21 protein-coding genes and 1 pseudogene are annotated in these 20,700 nt (G+C 63.8%); 7 read left to right on the plus strand and 15 right to left on the minus strand.

Annotation, left to right across the window (positions count from 1 at the left end):
* Positions 1–241: pseudogene (locus EWH21_RS19575) on the plus strand (hypothetical protein); the annotation flags it as partial.
* Between the two features lie 74 nt (positions 242–315).
* Here EWH21_RS19575 and msrQ read toward each other — a convergent pair.
* The 4 genes from msrQ to ilvC form a co-directional block, all read right to left on the minus strand.
* The gene (msrQ, locus tag EWH21_RS19580; protein WP_277699121.1) at positions 316–942 is read right to left on the minus strand and encodes a protein-methionine-sulfoxide reductase heme-binding subunit MsrQ; all 627 of its coding nucleotides are present in this window, start codon (positions 940–942) and stop codon (positions 316–318) included.
* On the minus strand, positions 942–1,952 hold the full coding sequence (msrP, locus tag EWH21_RS19585; protein ID WP_277699122.1) for a protein-methionine-sulfoxide reductase catalytic subunit MsrP: 1,011 nt from the start codon (positions 1,950–1,952) through the stop codon (positions 942–944). The genes msrQ and msrP overlap by 1 nt, the downstream gene beginning before the upstream one ends.
* A gap of 66 nt (positions 1,953–2,018) precedes the next feature.
* On the minus strand, positions 2,019–2,834 hold the full coding sequence (gene pssA, locus EWH21_RS19590; RefSeq protein WP_037057267.1) for a CDP-diacylglycerol--serine O-phosphatidyltransferase: 816 nt from the start codon (positions 2,832–2,834) through the stop codon (positions 2,019–2,021).
* A gap of 147 nt (positions 2,835–2,981) precedes the next feature.
* On the minus strand, positions 2,982–3,998 hold the full coding sequence (gene ilvC / locus EWH21_RS19595) for a ketol-acid reductoisomerase (RefSeq protein ID WP_037057270.1): 1,017 nt from the start codon (positions 3,996–3,998) through the stop codon (positions 2,982–2,984).
* Between the two features lie 125 nt (positions 3,999–4,123).
* Here ilvC and ilvY point away from each other — a divergent pair, with 125 nt between their 5' ends.
* Complete coding sequence (gene ilvY / locus EWH21_RS19600) at positions 4,124–5,005, plus strand: HTH-type transcriptional activator IlvY (RefSeq protein ID WP_277699123.1); 882 nt, start codon at positions 4,124–4,126, stop codon at positions 5,003–5,005.
* Positions 5,006–5,111: 106 nt separating this feature from the next.
* Here the strand turns inward: ilvY and ilvN are convergent, their stop codons facing one another.
* Positions 5,112–5,603 carry an acetolactate synthase small subunit gene (gene ilvN / locus EWH21_RS19605; protein WP_037057275.1) on the minus strand — a complete coding sequence of 164 codons (492 nt, stop codon included), beginning with the start codon at positions 5,601–5,603 and terminating at the stop codon, positions 5,112–5,114.
* A 1-nt stretch (position 5,604) separates the two neighbouring features.
* Positions 5,605–7,329, minus strand: coding sequence for an acetolactate synthase 3 large subunit (locus tag EWH21_RS19610; RefSeq protein ID WP_037057293.1), 1,725 nt, complete (start codon positions 7,327–7,329; stop codon positions 5,605–5,607).
* Positions 7,330–7,730: 401 nt separating this feature from the next.
* On the opposite strand from EWH21_RS19610, the gene EWH21_RS19615 reads away from it, so the two are divergent.
* Positions 7,731–8,162, plus strand: a complete 432-nt coding sequence (locus EWH21_RS19615; protein ID WP_037057279.1) for a DUF4124 domain-containing protein — start codon at positions 7,731–7,733, stop codon at positions 8,160–8,162.
* A gap of 18 nt (positions 8,163–8,180) precedes the next feature.
* Here the strand turns inward: EWH21_RS19615 and EWH21_RS19620 are convergent, their stop codons facing one another.
* From EWH21_RS19620 to mrcB, 3 genes are read right to left on the minus strand one after another with little or no spacing between them, the layout of a single operon-like run.
* Positions 8,181–8,510: a YqcC family protein gene (locus EWH21_RS19620; RefSeq protein WP_277699124.1), complete on the minus strand. Its 330-nt coding sequence runs from the start codon at positions 8,508–8,510 to the stop codon at positions 8,181–8,183.
* Entirely contained in the window at positions 8,510–9,208 is a 699-nt protein-coding gene (locus EWH21_RS19625) for a tetratricopeptide repeat protein (RefSeq protein ID WP_277699125.1), read from the minus strand. The genes EWH21_RS19620 and EWH21_RS19625 overlap by 1 nt, the downstream gene beginning before the upstream one ends.
* 43 nt (positions 9,209–9,251) lie before the next feature.
* The gene (gene mrcB / locus EWH21_RS19630; RefSeq protein WP_134675626.1) at positions 9,252–11,570 is read right to left on the minus strand and encodes a penicillin-binding protein 1B; all 2,319 of its coding nucleotides are present in this window, start codon (positions 11,568–11,570) and stop codon (positions 9,252–9,254) included.
* A 115-nt stretch (positions 11,571–11,685) separates the two neighbouring features.
* Between mrcB and EWH21_RS19635 the strand changes: the two genes are divergently transcribed.
* From EWH21_RS19635 to EWH21_RS19650, 4 genes are all read left to right on the plus strand, one after another.
* Complete coding sequence (locus EWH21_RS19635; RefSeq protein ID WP_277699126.1) at positions 11,686–13,248, plus strand: bifunctional aminoglycoside phosphotransferase/ATP-binding protein; 1,563 nt, start codon at positions 11,686–11,688, stop codon at positions 13,246–13,248.
* Positions 13,249–13,332: 84 nt separating this feature from the next.
* Positions 13,333–13,677 (plus strand): pentapeptide repeat-containing protein, encoded by a 345-nt coding sequence (locus EWH21_RS19640; protein ID WP_037057286.1) that lies wholly within the window; start codon positions 13,333–13,335, stop codon positions 13,675–13,677.
* A 100-nt stretch (positions 13,678–13,777) separates the two neighbouring features.
* Entirely contained in the window at positions 13,778–14,050 is a 273-nt protein-coding gene (locus EWH21_RS19645; RefSeq protein ID WP_037057288.1) for a TfoX/Sxy family protein, read from the plus strand.
* A 105-nt stretch (positions 14,051–14,155) separates the two neighbouring features.
* On the plus strand, positions 14,156–14,953 hold the full coding sequence (locus tag EWH21_RS19650; protein ID WP_047585437.1) for a cyclic nucleotide-binding domain-containing protein: 798 nt from the start codon (positions 14,156–14,158) through the stop codon (positions 14,951–14,953).
* A 491-nt stretch (positions 14,954–15,444) separates the two neighbouring features.
* Here the strand turns inward: EWH21_RS19650 and EWH21_RS19655 are convergent, their stop codons facing one another.
* The 6 genes from EWH21_RS19655 to EWH21_RS19680 form a co-directional block, all read right to left on the minus strand.
* Positions 15,445–15,852, minus strand: coding sequence for a nuclear transport factor 2 family protein (locus EWH21_RS19655; protein WP_277699127.1), 408 nt, complete (start codon positions 15,850–15,852; stop codon positions 15,445–15,447).
* Between the two features lie 61 nt (positions 15,853–15,913).
* Positions 15,914–16,798 (minus strand): ChaN family lipoprotein, encoded by an 885-nt coding sequence (locus EWH21_RS19660; protein WP_277699128.1) that lies wholly within the window; start codon positions 16,796–16,798, stop codon positions 15,914–15,916.
* A 19-nt stretch (positions 16,799–16,817) separates the two neighbouring features.
* Positions 16,818–17,585 carry a heme ABC transporter ATP-binding protein gene (locus EWH21_RS19665; protein ID WP_277699129.1) on the minus strand — a complete coding sequence of 256 codons (768 nt, stop codon included), beginning with the start codon at positions 17,583–17,585 and terminating at the stop codon, positions 16,818–16,820.
* Positions 17,585–18,568 (minus strand): iron ABC transporter permease, encoded by a 984-nt coding sequence (locus tag EWH21_RS19670; protein ID WP_167519233.1) that lies wholly within the window; start codon positions 18,566–18,568, stop codon positions 17,585–17,587. The genes EWH21_RS19665 and EWH21_RS19670 overlap by 1 nt, the downstream gene beginning before the upstream one ends.
* A 50-nt stretch (positions 18,569–18,618) precedes the next feature.
* Positions 18,619–19,506 (minus strand): ABC transporter substrate-binding protein, encoded by an 888-nt coding sequence (locus EWH21_RS19675; protein WP_277699130.1) that lies wholly within the window; start codon positions 19,504–19,506, stop codon positions 18,619–18,621.
* Between the two features lies 1 nt (position 19,507).
* Positions 19,508–20,578, minus strand: a complete 1,071-nt coding sequence (locus EWH21_RS19680) for a ChuX/HutX family heme-like substrate-binding protein (RefSeq protein ID WP_277699131.1) — start codon at positions 20,576–20,578, stop codon at positions 19,508–19,510.
* Positions 20,579–20,700 lie beyond the last annotated feature (122 nt).

A 20,700-nucleotide genomic window follows, 5' to 3' on the forward strand; every position in this document is an offset into this window, starting at 1 on the left:
GCTGTTTTTCGAAGAATTTTTTCTTTCTACTCAACCACTTGCGCTTTCGATCAGAGCTTCTTCTCTCCAGCGGGAGGCGCATTCTACAGCGTTCAAAACCGCTGTCAACCACCTCTTTTCTACCGCTCTCGATCCACTCGACCGAATCACCAACAAGGCTCAACCACCGCCCTGTCGACCGGCGCGCATTCTACACGCCAGATCCAGTTTTGCAACCCCTCTTTTAAACTTAACTTATTGATTAACAAGAAGTTTTCGAAGAGCTTCATCGCTGAAGTGTCGCGCATTCTACAACCCACAGAACGCGCGTCAAGCTTAAATTGCAACTTTCTTCGGATTTTCGCGCAGGCCGGTCCCAGCACGCAGCAATGCCTTCGCCACGACATTGAAGCGCATCGCCAGTAGCGCCCCACCGATGAGGGCATAGGCCAGCCACTCTCCCAGGTCCGCCCGGACGACCCAGAGCATATGCAGCAGCGCCAGCAGCAGAATGCCGTAGACCAGACGATGCAGTGCCTTCCACCTGCGCCCCAGCTTTCTGATACTGAAACGGTTGGAGGTCACGGCTAGTGCCAGCAAACCAAGAAACGCTAGCGCACCGACAATGATGTACGGGCGCTCGTAGAGATCGCGCAGCACCAGATCCAGACGCAGCCCGGCAATGAACAAGACGTACCCCGAAAGATGCAGGGTGACATAGGCGAAGCACCACAACCCGAGCTGGCGGCGCACGGCGATCCATCCCCCCCAGCGGCTGAGCTGCTGCAGGGGGGTCATGGCCAGTGTGATCAGCAGCAGAATCAGAGCACCCAGCCCCAGGTTGTCCACCAGGGTCTTGCCGGGATCAGGCCCAAGCAGGCCGAACAGCGCCTGATACAACCAGTACAGCGGCGGTGCCGAGGCGGCCAGGAACACACCGACGCGCCAGAGTCGATAGCGCATCAGTAGTACCTCGCCAGGTCCATCCCGGCATACAGCTCGGCCACTTCGTCATAGCCGTTGAACATCCGGGTATCGATCACGTTCGGACTGAACAGCCCACTGGGCAGCCTGCGCTCGGTGGCCTGCGACCAGCGCGGGTGATCGACCTGCGGATTGACGTTGGCATAGAAGCCATACTCGTTCGGCGCGATGCGCTCCCAGGTGGTCGCGGGCGCCTCGGCCACCAGGCTGATGCGCACGATCGACTTGATGCTCTTGAAGCCATACTTCCAGGGCACCACCAGACGCAGCGGCGCACCGTTCTGATGGGGCAGCACCCGCCCATACATGCCGACGGCCATGAAGGCCAGCGGGTGCATGGCCTCGTCCATGCGCAAGCCTTCTACATAAGGCCAGTCGATCAGGGAAAAGCCCGAGCGCTGCCCCGGCATGTGCTCATGGTCCACCAGCGTTTCGAAACGCACGTAACGCGCCGAGGAGGTCGGCTCGACCTGCTTGAGCAAATCGGCCAGGGGGAAACCCAGCCAGGGAATGACCATGGACCAGGCCTCGACACAGCGCAGCCGGTAGATGCGCTCTTCGAATGCATGAGGCTTGACCAGGTCTTCGATGGCATAGCGCCCCGGCTTGCCCACCTCGCCATCGACCGTCACGGTCCAGGGCTCGACCTGCAGCGAGCCGGCCCTGGCGGCAGGATCGCCCTTGCCGGTCCCGAACTCGTAGAAGTTGTTGTAGTGGGTCGCGTCCCTGAAGGGCGTGATGCTCTCCCCTTCGACGGTCATCGCCTGCCAGCGCGTGGCCGACAGTTTCTCGTCGAACCAGCCGGGCGCCTTCGCCGGCTCGACATCGGCATAGACGCCCTGCTGCTCGGCGCTTGCCCAGCCCGGCATCGCAGCCATGGCCGCCAGCGCCAGCGAGCCCTGCATCAGCTTGCGACGGGACAGGTAAACGGACTCGGGCGTGACTTCGGACTCGAGAGCCCGAGAGGAAGAAGGAACTCGGATGAGCATGGCAACCCCGCGACTACAGTTCGAGAAACGAACTGTAGACCACGGAGTAGAGGAGAAATTACACCGTCAGACGGATTTGCGACGACGCAACTGCAACAGGTACTGGATCGGCCCGGACACCGCATAGGCGAGGAAGATCAGCAGCAGGATACGCGGCGGGTCGCTGAACACCACGGCGAACACCAGGACCACCGCCAGGATGGCCACGAACGGCACACGCCCTTTCAGGTCGAGATCCTTGAAGCTGTAGTACTTGATGTTGCTGACCATCAGGCAGCCGGCAGCCGCCACCAGCAGCGCGACGGCGAAGGACATGTTCGAGCCCTTGATGCCGAAATCGCTGAAGGCCCAGACGGTGCCGGCAACCACACCCGCCGCCGCCGGACTGGCCAGGCCGATGAAGTAGCGCTTGTCGACGCTGCCGATCTGCGTGTTGAAGCGCGCCAGGCGCAGTGCAGCACCGGCGACATAGATGAAGGCGACCATCCAGCCAACCTTGCCCATGCTGCCCAGGGCCCACTCGAACGCCAGCAGTGCGGGAGCGACGCCGAAGGCGACCATGTCCGAGAGCGAGTCGTACTCGGCGCCGAAGGCGCTCTGCGTGTTGGTCAGTCGTGCGACTCGGCCATCCAGGCTGTCGAGCACCATGGCGACGAACACCGTGGCGGCAGCGACGTAGAAGTTGCCGTTCATCGCGTTGATGATGGAGTAGAAACCGGCGAACAGATTTGCCGTGGTGAACAGGTTGGGCAGCAGGTAGATGCCGCGGTGACGAACTTTGCGCCCTTCGGCGTCCTGCCCTTCCTCTATGTGCTCGTCGATCGGCAGCAGGCTTTCCAGATTGTCGCCGGCCGGCTTTTGATCCTCGGGACCTTCACTCATGAACAGCACCTTGCAACGGGTTTGACGAATTTCAACCGGGGCGACTGGACTCAGTTCGCCACCAAGCGAGCAGGCTTTATACCAGAAGCCTCGCCGCAGAACGAAAAAACGCGGCATAAAGCCGCGTTCTTTCGCACATCGCAGACCTTAGTTCTTGGTCTTGTCGACGATCTTGTTGGCAGCGATCCACGGCATCATGCCGCGCAGTTGCTCACCGATCACTTCGATGCCGTGCGCAGCGTTGTTACGACGCTTGGCAGTCATCGACGGGTAGCCAGTGGCACCTTCGCTGATGAACATCTTGGCGTACTCGCCGTCCTGGATGCGCTTCAGGGCGTTGCGCATGGCCTGGCGGGACTCGGCGTTGATCACTTCCGGACCGGTGACGTACTCGCCGTACTCGGCGTTGTTGGAGATCGAGTAGTTCATGTTGGCGATGCCGCCTTCGTACATGAGGTCAACGATCAGCTTCAGTTCGTGCAGGCACTCGAAGTAGGCCATTTCCGGCGCATAACCGGCTTCGACCAGGGTTTCGAAACCGGCCTTGACCAGTTCGACGGTACCGCCACAGAGAACGGCCTGCTCACCGAACAGGTCGGTTTCGGTCTCGTCCTTGAAGGTGGTTTCGATGATGCCGGTACGGCCGCCACCAACGCCCGAAGCGTAGGACAGGGCAACATTCTTGGCGTTGCCGGAAGCGTCCTGGTAAACGGCGATCAGATCAGGGATGCCGCCGCCCTTGACGAACTCGGTGCGTACGGTGTGGCCCGGAGCCTTCGGCGCGATCATGATCACGTCGAGGTCGGCACGCGGTACGACCTGGTTGTAGTGGATGGCGAAGCCGTGGGAGAAGGCCAGGGTAGCGCCCTGCTTGATGTTCGGCTCGATCTCGTTCTTGTACAGCTGGCCCTGGAATTCGTCCGGGGTCAGGATCATGACCAGGTCGGCAGCGGCAACGGCGCTGGCGACGTCGGTCACTTTCAGGCCGTGGGCTTCGGCCTTGGCCACGGTCGCAGAGCCTTTGCGCAGACCGATGGTGACGTCGACACCGGAGTCCTTCAGGTTGCAGGCCTGAGCGTGGCCCTGGGAGCCGTAACCGATGATGGCGACTTTCTTGCCCTGGATGATGGAGAGGTCGCAATCTTTGTCGTAATAAACTTTCATGTTCTTGGCTCTTCTGAATCGAAAGGGATGGGGTGCAAGCACCGCGACAGAGAAACCTTATGTGATCTATCCCGTTGCGTAAAATGATATATTTGCAACACAACGTGCCGATATCTGAAACACACATGGACAGTCACTCCCTCAGGCTCTTTCTTTCCCTGGCCGACAACCTGCACTTCGGCAAGACCAGCCGTGAACAGCACGTCAGTCCGTCCGCGCTCAGCCGCAGCATCAAGCAGCTGGAGGAAGAACTGGGCGCGACGCTGTTCGTGCGTGACAACCGCTCCGTGCGCCTGACACGCGAGGGGCAACAGTTTCGCGAGTACGCCAGCGATGTCATGAATGGCTGGCAGGCCATCCGCCAGACCTTCATGCAGGACCAGCAGAGCCTGCACGGCGAGCTGTCCCTGTACTGTTCGGTCACTGCGAGCTACAGCTTTCTCTACGACATTCTCAGCAGCTTCCGTCAGGACTACCCTCGCATCGAGATGAAGCTGCACACCGGCGATCCGGCGAAAGCCGTGGAACGGGTGCAACAAGGGCTCGAGGACCTCGCCATCGGTGCGCGCCCGAACAACCTGCCGGCGGGGATCGATTTCCAGTCGATCACCCGCTCGGAACTGCGCTTCATCGGCCCGCAATCACCGCAGTTGCTGAGCGACGAGCAACTCAGGCAGCCCACGGCGGACAGCTGGAAGGACGTGCCGATGATTCTCTCGGAGGAAGGGCTGGCGCGCACGCGCACGGATCGCTGGCTGAAAAGCCATAACATCAAGCCGCGCATCTATGCCCAGGTGAGCGGCAACGAGGCCATCGTCAGCATGGTCAGCCTGGGCTTCGGCATCGGCGTGGTGCCGCAGATCGTGCTCGACAACAGCCCGCTGACCGCACGCATCCGCATCTACGATATTCAGCCGCCGCTGGCCGCTTATGACATCGGCCTGTTCGCCCTGGAGAAGCGCCTCAAGGACCCGTTGATCGCCGCGTTCTGGAACCGCCAGCGCTGAATTCGGGCAGACGCCCTGCCGGGCATGTCGCTGGCGAGCATACCTCTGACCATGAAAAAGCCCCACACGAGGCGGGGCTTCTGTTCAGCAGGACACTCAGGCCACTTCAGATACTCAGTACCTTGTCGCCACGCGAGATACCTGTGACACCACTGCGTACCGTCTCCAGGATCGACGCGGTGCCGATGGCCTGGATGAAGCTGTCCAGCTTGTCGCTGGTGCCGGTCAGCTGCACGGTGTAGACGCTGCTGGTCACATCCACGATCTGGCCACGGAAGATGTCGGTGGTGCGCTTGACCTCGGCGCGCTGGGCGCCGGTGGCCTTGATCTTGACCAGCATCAGTTCGCGCTCGATATGGGCGCTTTCCGACAGATTGACCAGCTTCACCACCTCGACCAGCTTGTTGAGGTTCTTGGTGATCTGCTCGATGACCTCGTCATGCCCCACCGTGGTCAGGGTCAGGCGCGACAGCGTCGGATCCTCGGTGGGCGCCACGGTAAGGCTTTCGATGTTGTAGTTGCGCTGCGAGAACAGACCGACCACGCGGGACAGTGCGCCCGGTTCGTTTTCCAGCAACAGGGAAATGATATGTCGCATCTTAGGTCCGCTCCGTCTTGCTCAGCCACATGTCACGCATCGCACCGTCTCTGATCTGCATCGGATAGACGTGCTCGCTGTCGTCCACGGCAATGTCGAGGAACACCAGGCGATCCTTCATGGCGAAGGCTTCTTCCAGACCGGACTTGAGGTCCTTGAGCTGGGTGATGCGCATGCCGACGTGGCCATAGGCCTCGGCCAGCTTAACGAAGTCGGGCAGCGACTCCATGTAGGAGTGCGAATAACGGCTGTTGTACTGCATGTCCTGCCATTGGCGAACCATGCCCAGCGCACCGTTGTTCAGATTGACGATCTTCACCGGCAGGTCGTACTGCAGGCAGGTCGACAGCTCCTGAATGTTCATCTGGATGCTGCCTTCGCCGGTCACGCACGCCACGTCGGCGTCCGGGAAGTTCAGCTTGATGCCCATGGCGGCAGGGAAACCGAAGCCCATGGTGCCCAGGCCACCGGAGTTGATCCAGCGATTGGGCTTGTTGAAGCGGTAGTACTGCGCCGCGAACATCTGGTGCTGACCGACATCGGAGGTGACGTAGGCATCGCCACGGGTCACTTCGCACAGGGTTTCGATCACGCTCTGCGGCTTGATGATCGAGCCGTCGCCCTCGTTGTAGGGGAACAGGCGGCCGCTACCGCGCCACTCGTCGATCTGCTTCCACCAGCTGGCCACGGTGTCCTTGTTCGGGGTCTCACCGATTTCCTTGAGGATGGCGACCATCTCGGTCAGCACGCTGTCCACCGGGCCCACGATCGGGATGTCGGCCTTGATGGTCTTGGAGATCGAAGCCGGGTCGATATCGATGTGGATGATCTTGGCGTTCGGGCAGAACTTGGCCGCGCCGTTGATCACGCGGTCATCGAAACGTGCACCCACGGCGAGGATCACATCGGCGTGGTGCATGGCCAGGTTGGCGGTGTAGCTGCCGTGCATGCCGAGCATGCCGAGGAACTGGCGGTCGGTGCCCGGATAGCCGCCCAGGCCCATCAGGGTATTGGTCACCGGCAGATTGAGCATCTGCGCCAGCTCGGTCAGCGGCGCAGAGGCGCCACCCATGATCACACCACCACCGGAGTACATCACCGGGCGCTTGGCTGCCAGCAGCATCTCGGCCGCCTTGCGGATCTGCCCGGAGTGACCGCGAACGGCCGGGCTGTACGAACGCAGCTTGACCTTCTTCGGGTACACGTATTCGAACTTCTGGGTGGGATCGCCCATGTCTTTGGGGATGTCCACCACCACCGGTCCCGGACGGCCGGACTCGGCGAGATAGAAAGCCTTCTTCAGCACCTCGGGGATTTCCGACGGGTGCTTGATGATGAAGCTGTGCTTCACGATCGGACGGGAAATACCGACCATGTCGGTTTCCTGGAAGGCATCGGTGCCGACCATGGCGCTCGGCACCTGGCCGGAGATCACCACCATCGGGATGGAGTCCATGTAGGCAGTGGCAATGCCGGTAATCGCATTGGTCGCGCCCGGGCCGGAAGTCACCAGCACCACGCCGGCCTTGCCGGTCGCACGGGCATAGCCGTCAGCCATGTGGGTCGCAGCCTGTTCGTGACGCACCAGGATATGGGTCACTTCCGGTTCTTTGAACAGGGCATCGTAGATATGCAGGAGAGCACCGCCAGGGTACCCATAGATGTGCTTAACGCCTTCGTCACGCAGGAAGCGGACGACCATTTCAGCGCCGGATAAAAGCTCCACGTTGTTCACCTCTTGAACGCCAGTATGCCACCCGCCAACGGGTAGCCCTAAGTAGGTTCTTACTGTCAGCGGACACGCACGACGGTGATCGTGGATTCGGAACATCAGCTTGACGAGTAACGGAGCAGCCCATGGTCTTGCGGGGCTGGCCCTCCCAGCGCGAGGTAACGCGTTGCGGGTGTCACGGTTCGGCGCGGGTAGCGCCTCTTTCCCCCGAGCTGGAGGACGCTTGCGGCGGACTCCACTACGGGGAAGGCTGGATTGTTCGGGTTCGACGCAGGCAAGTCAAGAGATGCTTGACCTATTATTCGAAGTGCGGCTGTGACGCAGCGCAGGATGAAGATCCCTGGCTTTTGGTTATAGTAACCAGCAGTACCGCAGCTCTCGACAAAGGAAACAGCATGCGCCACATGATTCTAACGGGCAGTCTGATGCTCGCCCTGAGCGCAACCGCCATGGCCAGCCAGGTCTACAAGTGGGTGGACGACAACGGCGTGACCCACTTCGGCGCACAACCGCCTCAGGGCCAGCAGTCCACCACCATCAATACCTCTGCACCGCCACCGGCCCCGGCGCCCAGCGTGCCGGCACCGGCCGTCGAGCAAGCCGACCCCGAGCAGGCGGCCATCGACAAGAAGGTCAAGCAGGACGTGGCGAAGCGGGAAGCGGAGCGCAAGAAGTACTGTGAAGAGGCCCGCACCAGCCTGGCCCAGCTGGAAAACAATCCGCGCGTGCGGGTCGAGGTGGAAGGCGAGCTGCGCCGTATCGACGAGGACGAACGTCAGGAACGCATCAGCGAACTGAAGAAGTCCATCACCGAAACCTGCAAGTGACGCCGGACGCGCGCGCCCTCAGGACGTGCGCGTCAACAGGCGATCGAACTCACCCAGCAGCTCCAGCAAGCGACGGGCGACACCCGACTGCTCGCGGTACACCATCTCGGCCATCGACTGGATTCCCGACACCGATGGCAAGGCCGCACCCGCCTCCAGCAACTGCTTCATCCGCGGCAGGAAGATCCACTGCAACCACTGCTCGAAGGTCAGGGTGTCGACACAGAACGGCTCCTGGCTGGCCAGCGCTTCTGTGCTGGGCGCCTGCTCCTGCCACCAGCCCAGTACGCGCAACTCACACTCGATGAGCAGCAGATGCTCGGCCAGCTCATTCACTCGTGCATCCATCAGAGGCTCACCCGCGCGCGCTCACGGGCCTGGGCCGCGCCGGCGGAGTCGCCCTGCCGCTCACGCGCCTGGGCAATCAGGTTCCACAAACTGGCCTGCAGGGCAGGACGGCCACTGGCATAGGTCAGGCCGCGACGGGCGAACTGTTCGGCCTGAGCCGCATCGCCCTGCGCCAGGCGCACCTCGGCCAGGCGGTAGAGCACCTGCGGCTCACGCGGCGCGATACGCTGGGCGCGTTCGAGACTCGAGGCGGCGCCATTGAGATCACCACCGCCCTGCTGCTGCTGCGCGGTGGTCAGCAGCGCCAGGACCGGCCCATCCAGCTGCTCGTCGGCCGCCAGGCCACCACCGCTGGGGATGCCGCTGGGCGCACTCGGCACGGAGGACGAGTCGAAGCCGCCCTGCCCCATGCTCACCGGCGGCTCGTCGAAGGTCAGCCCACCGTTGGCGGGAGCGCCCTGCGGCCCGGTCTGCAACGGCGCGGAAGCGGCGCCCTGAGGCACCATCACCACCACGCCGGAGTCCTCTTCGAACGGCTGCGACTGCGCACCGGCAGGCGCGGCGGCGGCGTTATCGGAGACACGACCAGCCGACAGCGGCGTGCCCGCATCGACGACGGGAATCGAGCCACGCGGCACCGTACTACAGCCTGCCAGGGTCGTCGTTGCCAGCAAGGCCACAAGCCACTTCTTGTTCACATCCAATCCTCTTCAGCTCACGCCGGGGAACGCACCCCGGCCGTCAATCCAACCAGCCCCGCACCCAGTCCATCACCGACTCCACGGGCGCCTGAATACCGCAGGCGGAGCCAGGACTGGGTTCGCTGCCGCGAATATAAGGCATCTGCACCGCATCCGGGCAGCCCGACGCCGAGCCGAGACCGGTCTGGCGATCCACCCAGGCCAGGGTGACGTTATCCGGCATGGGCATGTCCAGCGGCAACGGATCGGCCTTGCGCATGAATCCCGTCCAGACCTGCAGCGCACCGGTTGCACCGGTCAGCGGGGTGGGACCGTTGTCATCGCGCCCCAGCCAGACGACAGAGAGCAGGTCCTGACTGAAGCCGGCGAACCAGCTGTCACGCGAGTCGTTGCTGGTACCGGTCTTGCCGGCCAGGTTCAACGAGCGGGGCAACTGGCTGTACACCGAGCGCCCCGTGCCCTCGCGCATGGTGCGCTGCATGGCATTCTGCACCAGGTAGATGGCCCCCGGATCGAAGCGCTGCTGGATCTTGAACGGGTAACGCCCGAGCGGCTCGCCTTCGGCGGTGAGCACGCTGCGGATACCGCGCAACGGGGTGTTGAAGCCGCCGTTGGCCAGGGTCTGATACATCCCCGCGACCTCCATCGGCGTCAGCGCTCCGGCCCCGAGGAGCATCGAAGGATAAGCCGGCCACTTGCGCTCGACACCCAGTCGCTCCAGGGTCTTGAGCACGTTCGGCACGCCGATCTCCAGGCCGAGCTTGGCCGTGGACAGGTTGTAGGAATGCGCCAGCCCCTGGTACAGGTAGATCGTGCCGTGTGCCTTGCGGTCGTAGTTCTGCGGCGTCCAGACCTGACCATCCTGGCCCTTGATGGAGAACGGCTCGTCCTCCAGCCAGCTGGTCAGCGTGTACTGGCTGGGACGCTCCAGCGCGGACAGGTAGATGGCGGGCTTGATCAGCGAGCCGATGGGGCGCACGGCATCCATTGCCCGGTTGAACCCGGCGAAGCGTGGCTGGCGGCTGCCGATCAGCGCCTGCACCTCCCCCGTCTCGGGGTTGGTCACCACCATGCCGGCCTGCACCTGGTCGACCCCCTTGCGCCCGGCCAGGCGCTTCAGCGTTTCGGCCAGGGCCTCTTCGGCCTTGAGCTGCAGGATCGGGTCGAAGCTGGTGAAGATGCGCAGCCCTTCTTCGGTCAGGTCCTGCTCGCGGTAATCCTCGCGCAGCTGGCGCTTGACCAGGTCGAGGAAGGCCGGGAACGAGCTGTCGGCCATGCTGCCACGGGTGGTGACGCCCAGCGGCTTCTGTTTGGCGGCGGCGGCTTCCTCGGCGGTGATCGTGCCCTGCTCGGCCAGCAGGTCGAGCACCAGGTTGCGCCGGGTCATCGCACGCTCGGGGTTGCGCCGGGGGTTGTAGTAGGTCGGCCCCTTGACCATGCCCACCAGCAACGCCACCTGCTCCAGCTTCAGCTCGGAAATCGGCTGGCTGAAGAAGTACTGACTGGCCAGGCCGAAACCGTGTACGGCGCGCTGGCCATCCTGACCGAGAAACACCTCGTTCATGTAGGCTTCGAGGATCTCGCGCTTGTCGTAGTGCAGCTCGAGCAGCACCGCCATCATGGCTTCGGTGGCCTTGCGCGCCAGGGTACGCTCATTGTTCAGGTAGAAGTTCTTCACCAGCTGCTGGGTCAGGGTACTACCGCCCTGCACCAGGCGCCCGGAGGTGGCGTTGATCCACAGCGCACGGGCGATCCCCTTGGGGGAGACACCGAAGTGATCGAAGTAGTCGCGGTCTTCCACCGCCACCAGTGCGTCGATCAGATAGGCCGGAACCTGATCCAGCTTGATCAGGATGCGATCCTCCTGATGCGCCGGGTACAGACCGCCGATCAGCAGCGGTTCGAGCCGCGCCACGGCCAGATCGCCACCGTCGCCCTTGTTCAGGCCGGCGACATAGTCCCCGGAAAAGCGCACCCGGACTCGCTGCGACGGCTCGGCGCCTTCGTAGAATTGAAAACCGCGGCTGTGCAGCTCGATGTTGTTGCCGGCGACCGACACCGCCCCCGGACCGTTGACCACGCTTTCACGGCGATAGCCCAGCGCATCGAGTTCGCGCAGGAAGTCGTTCTTGGCCAGTTTCTGCCCGACGAACAGTTCCAGCGGTCGGGCATAGACCTTCGCCGGCACCGTCCAGCGCTTGCCGGAGAACTTCTCCTGCACGACGGCATCGAGATAGACGGCAAAACCGGCCAGGATGACCAGACCGACCAAGCCGAGCTTGACGCCCCAGGCAAACCAGGGACGCAGAGCGGATGAGCGGGACTTTTTCTTTGAGCGGGGAGAGCGTTTTCGAGTCATGGCGGAATTATACGCACTTTAGATAGGGGCCAGCAGCGTCGCCCGGACAGTTTGCAGAGCAGCTCACAGCGGCCATAATGCCCAGCTCGAACAGCGTCTAGAACAAGGATCGAACGTGAGCCAAGCCCTGATTGCCGCATTGCAGAACCCGGCCCTGTATCCGCATCCCGTGGAAGGGTTTCAGGTGATTGAGACCCACATTTCCTGGGTTTTGCTCACTGGCAAGCATGCCTACAAGATCAAAAAGCCGGTCAACTTCGGTTTTCTCGACTTTACCGAGCTCGACGCACGTCGACATTTCTGTGAAGAAGAGCTGCGCCTCAACCAGCGCCTGACCCAGGACCTGTACCTGGAAGTCGTGGCCATCGGTGGCAGCGAAGACGCTCCCAGCCTCGACGGCAGCACACCGGCTATCGAATACGCGCTGAAGATGCGCCAGTTCCCCCAGGAGCAACTGCTCAGCGCCATCCAGGCACGCGGCGAGCTGGGCGACGCCCACATCGACGCCCTTGCCGAGCAGATCGCCAGATTCCACATGGACGCCCCCATCGTGCCTCAGGATCACCCACTGGGCAGCGCCGAGGCGGTGATGGCACCGGTACAGCAGAACTTCGAGCAGATTCGCCCGATGCTCAGCGATGCGAACGACCTGCAGCAGCTCGACGCACTCGAGGCCTGGGCGCAGTCGAGCTACGACCGCCTGCAACCGCTGCTGGCGGAGCGCAAGGCACAGGGTTTCATCCGTGAGTGCCATGGCGACATCCACCTGGGCAACGCGGCACAGATCGATGGCCGCGTGGTGCTGTTCGACTGCATCGAATTCAACGAACCCTTCCGCATGACCGACGTTACCGCGGACATCGGCTTCCTGGCGATGGACCTCGAGGACCGTGGTCTCAAGTGCCTGGCACGCCGCTTCATCAGTGGCTGGCTGGAACACACGGGTGACTACGCGGCCCTGCACCTGCTGAATTTCTACAAGGCCTATCGCGCCATGGTGCGCGGCAAGGTCGCCCTGTTCCGCCTGGGCCAGGAGCAGGACCCGGTGCAGCGCGCCGTCATTCTCCGCCAGTACCGCGGCTATGCTGCCCTGGCCGAGAGCTACAGCGCCATCCCCTCGCCATTCCTGGCCATCACCCACGGCGTGTCGGCCGTCGGCAAGAGCCACGTGGCCATGCGCCTGGTCGAAGCGCTGGGCACCATTCGCCTGCGTTCCGACGTCGAGCGCAAGCGCCTGTTCGGCGAGCAGAACGCCGCAGCCAAGGACAAGCTGGCTGCCGGCATCTACAGCGAGGACGCCAGCCAGGCGACCTACACCCGCCTGCACCAGTTGGCCCGCCAGATCCTGCAGGCCGGTTTCCCGGTGGTGATCGATGCCACCTACCTCAAGGCGGCTCAGCGCGAGGCAGCTAGCGAAGTCGCCGAGGAGCTTGGCGCGCCGTTCCTGATTCTCGACTGCCATGCGCCCGAGGCAGTGATCGCCGGCTGGCTGGAGCAACGGCAAAGCGAGGGCACGGACCCTTCCGATGCGACCCTGGACGTCATCAAGGCCCAGCAGGCCAGTCGCGAAGCGCTCAGCAGCGAAGAGCTGAGCCACAGCAAGCGCGTCGACACGCACGACAGCGCCAGCCTCGACGGCCTGGTCGAGCAGATTCGCCAGCGCCTGCCCGGCATCTGACCCCATCAGAGGTTGGCCACACCCTGCCGGGCAAAGCCTGGCAGGGCTTCTATACTGCCGGTGACACCACCACCGGTATCTGCCATGAGTCAGCCACGCCAGCTCGATCATCCGCTCTACCACCTCCTGCATAACGACGACGTGCAAGGCTTCAATGCGCAGAAGCCCAAGGGCGTCGAAGTCGACCTGTCCGGCGGCGACTTTCGTGGCCTGGACCTGCGCAATCTGGACACCGAAAGCATCAACTTCACCGACGCCTACTTCCGTGGCGCCGACCTGCGCGGCCTGGACCTGCGCAACGCCAGGATAGAAGGCGCGAGCCTGGCGCACGCGCAGATTTCCGGCGCCTACTTCCCCGTCGAACTGACTGCGGACGAGATCCTCATGTCGGTGAACTTCGGCACACGCTTGCGCTATCGCACGAAGTGACTGCGCAGATGTAGCGACGCAAAAAACACCAAGGCAATTGGCCGCTACACTGAGTAGCAGGCATGCCAACGTGATTTTCAGCCGCACGCATGGAGGCCTGATGAACGACGAACTGCAACACCTGAAGAACCTGGGCAAGACCTCGGCGCAATGGCTTCACGCCGTGGGCATCCACAGCGCCAACGACCTGCGTCGCTACGGTGCCGTCGGGGCCTACCGGGCCGTTCGGGCCCGTGGGTTTCGTGCCTCCAAGGTGCTGCTCTACGCCATCGAGGGCGCCCTGCTCGACGTGCACTGGAATGAACTTCCGCCTGCGCACAAGGCAGAACTGAACGGCAAGCTGGACGAAGCCCAGACCTGCAACAAGAGCTAGCTCACAACACGAGCGCAAGGTGATTTACTCGAACGCCGCCGCAGCCTATTGTTTCAGGGACCTTCGTGTGGTCAGCCAGCCCAGCCAGTTCAAGGAATTACGGTTATGTATTTACTCGGGGAGCAACCGGCCTACGCCGATCAGTTGATCAATCGCCTGCAGAGTATCCCCACTCACTTGCTGGAAGGGCTGCAACCCGCAGGCGAAGCGCTTCGCCTGGAGCGAGTCGACGATCTGGCGCGGGTGCTGCCGGGCAACCAGCTGTTCATCATCGAGAGCGGCCTGCTCCACGCGGTGGTCGACGAGCGCCCGCTGTTCTACCTGCAGGAAGGTGATCTGGTCGGCCTGCGCCAGGGGATCGACCTGCCCAGCTGCCGCTACAGCAGCGAGGAGCCCATCAGCCTGATTCCCTTCTCGCGCAGCGAAGTGTTCCAGCACATTCACGCCGACGAGCAACGCCAGGAACAGTTCATCCACTACCTGATCGGTCACACGGCGCTGCTGTCCGACGCCTTGGCGCGCCTCAAGCAGCCGGAAATCCGTCCGGCCACCGGCTTCCAGCACTTCGCCGCTGGCGAGGAACTGATCCATCAGGGCGATGAAGCCGACCACGTGTTCATCATCATCGAAGGCCACGCCGAAGCCTATGTCGACGGCCAGCGGGTCGGCGATGTGCAGAAGGACGAGATATTCGGAGCCATGGCGGTGTTCACCCGCGAGAAACGCAGCGCCACGGTCATCGCCAGCGAACCCTGCACGGTGATGGTGATCCCCAAGGAGCAGTTCCTCAGCCTGATGCAGAGCAACCCGCGCATCGCCCATAGCCTGATCGAGAGCATGGCGCGCCGCATCGACCTGCTGAACAAGGAAATCACCCAGTTGCGCCAGCCTGGCGAATCCTGATCATCGCCTCCCGACAGAAAACCCCGGCCAGATGCCGGGGTTTTGCGTTTATGGACAGGCTCATCGCGGCCGCCGTCCGTTTTTGAGAAAAATTCTCAAAAGGCATTGACATGAAAATGAGAATTGTTATTATTGCCTCAACTGGTCGCGAGATCAGCCGATAAGCTAAAGAGACCATTCAGTCGGACTCTTCAGATTATCTCCTCATCAGGCTAATCACGGTTATTGACCCGGCTCTTTGCCGGGTCTTTTTTTGCCTGCGCGGCAGGATTCTCCGCCACCAGCGTTTCATGAGAAAAATTCTCAAAAAGGTGTTGACCGATAAATGATAATTGTTATTATTATCCCATCTGGTCGCGAGATCAGTCGATAAGCTAAAGAGACCATTCAGTCGGACTCTTCAGATTATCTCCTCATCAGGCTAATCACGGTTATTGACCCGGCTCTTTGCCGGGTCTTTTTTTGCCCGCACGAAACATGCTGCGGCCGCTTCAGTCGTCGACCTGCGCCAGCCAGTCCGGCAGATTGAAATGCAGGCTGATACGGCTGATCAGCCCCTCGCGAATCTCGAAGAACGCCCCTACCCGCAGCGCGTAGCGTTGCCCGCACGCCTCCGGCAGCCCATCGTCGGTTGCCAGGTACTCCCCGGCGACGTGGTACTCGCAGGCCGCATGGGCGCCCTGCGGATCGGTCAGGATCACCAGCTGTTCGAGGGTTTCGCGGTAACACTGCATGTGCCGCTCGAGGTAGTCCGCGAAGGCTGCGCGGCCATGCTCGACGAACCCCTGGTTGGGCTCCAGGATCAGGTCATCGCTGACCAGCGCCAGACAGGCACGGACATCGCGGTCGTTGAGTGCATTGAAGTAACGGTGCAGCAGGTCGCGAACAGCGGCGGGCATGGCGCAGGCTCCAGATCGGCAAAGCGCCGAGGATACCCCGCAGCCATCCCGGGAAAGGCGGCTAGGGTCGCAGTTTGGCGCAGTGGTCCTGCTCCGGCTGCGCCGCGGTGAACCAGACGTAGTCCGCCATCGATGCATCCACCTGACGTCCGACTTCGGCCAGCATCAGCACGGCATTGCCCTGCCCCGCTCCAAGGTCTGCCAGGTGCAACGGCACCCCAAGGTCCTTGCGCGCATGAAAGGCACCTGCCAGCAGCAGGCTCGGTCGCGGCGCAGCCAGCAATGCCTCGGCCATGCGCCGATCACGTTGCTGCTGCACGGCCAGCATCGCCGGCACCTGGCTTTCCGGGAGCAGGCCGCAGTGCGACTCGCGGATATCGCGTTGCAGCCGCTGCTGCACCGCCGCAGCGGTAGAGGCCTGCCCCTGCAGCGCCGGACGCTGCTGGTAGATGCGCATGATCTCTTCCCGGTCCAGATTGGCCGCCAGCAATGGATAGGGCTGGCGCAGCTGGTAGCGAACCAGCGCACCGTACATCGCCCAGTCCCATCCGGGCTGCCAGGCCAGGGCCCGGATGGCGTCGAGCGGAGGGCGCCCCGCACGCGTCTCGGCCCGGACCTGATCGACCCTGGTCTGCTGGCTCGGGTTGAGCATTTCCAGCAGCACACTGCCCTGCGGACGCTGGGCCGCCAGCTCACGTGACAGCCACAGTTGCAGGGCGTGGTGATCCGGGTTGTCGTGCTGCTCGCCGACCACGACCCGCGACGCCCGCGCCAGGCGCTCGACCAGTCGCTGCGGCGTGATGCGCTCACCGCTGCGCAGGTCGAGTATCACCCCCAGGTCGCCGTGGTCGCGCCCCTCGCTGGCGATAGGAGCCGGCGGTGGCAGTACGCCTCGGGACTGGCAGGCGACCAGCAGGGACAGGCAACACAGCAACAGTATTCGCATGGCAAGCTCCTGCATCGAGTCAACGCGCCACGATCAGTGGATGGCCGCGCTCCGGGTGTCGCTGTATCAGTACGTCCAGACCGAATACCGCACGCAGGGGCGCGGCCCGCAGTACCTCGTCGGGGCTGCCGAAGGCATGGGGGCGTCCCGCCTGGAGCAGAAGAATACGGTCGCAATATCGTGCCGCCAGGTTCAGGTCATGCAGAATCACCAGCGCCGCGGCACCCTGGCTGGCGAAGTCACGCACCGCCTGCAGCGTGGTGTGCTGGTGCAGCGGATCGAGCGCCGAGGTCGGCTCGTCGAGCAGCAACACCTGCCCCTCTCCGCCCGGCCAGAGCTGCGCCAGCACGCGCGCCAGGTGCACACGCTGGCGCTCGCCACCGGACAGCGCCAGGTAACTGCGCCCACGCAGGTGCTCGGCATCGGCCGCGCGCAGCGCCATGGCGACGATCTCGGCGTCACGCACACGCCCGCTGGCATGCGGCAGACGCCCCATGCCGACCACCTCTTCCACCGGGAAGGCGAAGCTCAGCGTCGAACTCTGCGGCAACACCGCCAGCCGCCGGGCCCGCTGACGCCCATCCCAGTCACTCAGGGTGCGCGCATCCAGGGTCACCCGCCCGGCGCTCGCCTCGAATTCCCCGCACAGGGCCCCCAGCAGGGTGCTCTTGCCGGCACCATTGGGGCCGAGCACGCCCAGCACGTCGCCAGGCTGCAACGTCAGGTCGATATCCCCCAGGACGGTTTTGCCGCCCCGGCGCACGCTCAGCTGTTCTGCGCGCAACATCAGGTTCGCCCCCGCACCAGCAGATAAAGGAAGAACGGCGCCCCGATCAACGCCGTGACGATGCCGATCGGCAATTCCGCCGGCGCCAGCAGCAGGCGCGCCAGCAGATCGGCCAGCAGCAGCAGACTGGCGCCGGCCAGCAGCGATGCCGGCAGCAGCACCCGGTGATCGGGGCCGACCAGCAGACGCATCAGGTGCGGGACCACCAGGCCGATGAAACCGATCAGGCCGGCCGCCGCCACCGCAGCGCCGACGCCCAGCGCCGTGCACAGCACCAGCTCCAGCTTGATCCGCTCGACATCGAATCCCAGATGGCGCGCTTCGGACTCGCCCAGCAGCAGCGCGTTGAGCGCCGCGGCGCGGCGCGGCAGCCACAAGGCGATGGCCAGGGTCACCAGCAGCAACGGCCACAGCCGTGGATAGCTGGCGCCGTTGAGGCTGCCCAGATTCCAGAAGGTCAGGCTGCGCAGGGTGGCGTCATCGGCCAGGTAGGTGAACAGGCCGACACCGGCGCCGGACATCGCGGTCAGCGCGACCCCGGCCAGGAGCATGGTGGCGACGTGGGTCTGCCCGTCGCGACGCCCGAAGCGATACACCACGGCGGTCACGATCAGACCGCCGCTGAACGCGCAGAGCGACAGCAGATAAGGCGCAATGGCCGACGGCAGACCGCCGATCATGCTGCCACCGACGATGGCGACAGCCGCACCCAACGCGGCGCCACCGGCGACCCCGACCAGACCGGGGTCAGCCAGCGGGTTGCGGAACAGCCCCTGCATGGCCACGCCGGACAGCGCCAGCACGATACCCACGCACAGCCCCAGCAGGCTGCGCGGCAGGCGTATCTGACCGAGGATCAGCTCGGCCTGCTGCAGGCCCTCCCCGTCGATGGGCAGGCCCAGCAAGCGCAGCGCGGCAAGCAGGGTATCGCCCAGCGGCAGACTGACGGGCCCCAGGGCCAGCGACAGCCAGAACGAAAGCAGCAGGAGGACGCCCATCGCCAGCAGCAATGGGCGGGGACGAAAAACAGGATTCATCGGTCGAGTTCGGCCGTCAGAGCTGGCTCGGAAGGATAGAACGCCGCCGACAACTCGACCAGCCCCTCGGGCAGGCGCGGACCGAGACCGCCCACCAGCAGCGTCGGATCGAGGCTCAGCACACGGCCGTCACGCACGGCGCTGGTCTGCGCCAGCAGCGGATTCTGCCGCAGCACCGCCTGACGCGCCTCCTCCCCCTGCAGACTGCGGTCGGCAACGATCAGCACCTGTGGGTCCATCGCCAGCAAGGCCTCGCTGGAGATCGGCTTGTAGCCGCTGTGCTCGGTGCGACTCTCGCCACCGGCCCGCTCGATCAGCCACACCGCCAGGCTGTCCTTGCCGGCCGCCATGAGGTTGCTGCCAGCATGACCGAGCAGCATCAGCACACGCGGTGCCGGCTGCTGCTCGCGCGCCTTGGCGACCCAGGCCGCCTGATGCTGCAGGGCCTGGCGATAGGCCGCGATTTCTTCATGCGCCTGCTGCGGCCTGCCGAGCAGTTCACCCAGGCGCAGCACATTGCTTTCGAGCGCATCCAGATCGGGCCTGGCCGACAGACTCTCGATACGAATGCCGGCTGCCTTGATCTGCGCGAGCACCGGAGGCGGCCCCATTTCTTCGCTACCGATCAGCACGTCCGGGTGCAGCGACAGCACCCCCTCCGCCGACAAGGCCCGCTGATAACCGACGCTCGGCAACTGCTGCAGCGATTGTGGATGCAGGCTGGTGGTATCGACGCCGACCAGCTTGCTCTCGCCCCCCAGGCGCACCACCCACTCGCTGAGCGAGCCACCGGAGCTGACCCAGCGTTGCGGCAGCTCGCCCGCACCGGCCAGGGGAGCAAGCAGCAGGGCGCTGCACAGCGCCAAGGTTCCACTCAAGCGCATGTCAGACCTCCAGTGCCGCGATGGACTCGGCCAGCTCGCGCCAGTCGTCACGCTCGGCCATGCCCGGCTTGCGGGCCCCGAACAGCTGGACCACCAGTTCACCCTCTTCGTCATAGGCCTCCAGGCTGGTGATCACGCCATCCACGCTGGGTTTGCGCACGCGCCAGAGCTCGACCACGCCAGGGGTTCTCAGGTGCAGGTTGAACTCGGCATCGAGCACGTTGAACCAGTTATCCAGCCAACGCAGATTGCGCACCGGCCCCGTGTGAATCTGGATGCAGTGACGGTTACCGACGAACACCATGATCGGCACCTCACGCGCTGCCGCCGCCTCGATCAGCCTGGACAGTTCGGCGGTGGCCAGCGGCTCGGCCCACTCATGGCCGGCCAGGCGCAGGGCCTGAGTACGGGCCAGGTCATGGCGCTTGAGCATGGCGAAGAAGTGATGCGTGTCCTTCAGCGCGGCCCAGTCGGCACGCAGTGCCCCCACATCGACCTGATCGTCGGCACGCGGCGCCTTGCGCTCGGCCGGCGGCAGCAGCTCCAGCTCGGCACTCTGCACCTCGGCCCGGAAACGTTCGACCAGCGGCGCCCAGGCCGCGTCGTCGCTCCTCTCGGTCAGGTATACCTTGTGTACCGCAAGCCCCTGGCGGTCGAAGATCTGGATGCTGCGCTGCACGCCACGCTCGCCGTTCTCGGCGACGGCGAACACGCTGGCCCACTGCGCCATGAACAGGCGCAGGTCGATGTCGGCGGAGACCACCAGCCCCATCGCCCCGTTGGCGCTGACGGAAACCTCGCGGTAGTGCCCCTTGCGTTCGTGCACGCAGTGCTCGTTGCGGGTCAGCGCCATGATGTAACCCAGCTCTCCCAGCGCAGGCAGCAACTCGGACCAGTCACAGCGCAGGCGCACGGCATCCACGCCGAGGCGGCTGGCGGTCAGCTCGGCCTCACTGACACCCAGTACGGCAGCCGCATCACGGGCCCGCAGACGGGGCTGTTCGAGACGCAGGGCCTGCCAGGCCCGGTACAGATCGATGGCCGGCAAGGCGGCGGGATTCACACTATTCATCGGGACAACTCCTCTCACGGCAAGACGTGCCCGCTGTTTCTGCACAGCGACGGCAACCCACAAACGATAATCTATATGAGAATTATTTGCATCAGATAAATAATCTGGTTAACGTCTTGCGC

Origin of the sequence: Pseudomonas sp. REST10 (genome assembly GCF_029542605.1) — a bacterium.
Taxonomy (GTDB): Bacteria; Pseudomonadota; Gammaproteobacteria; order Pseudomonadales; family Pseudomonadaceae; genus Aquipseudomonas; species Aquipseudomonas khazarica.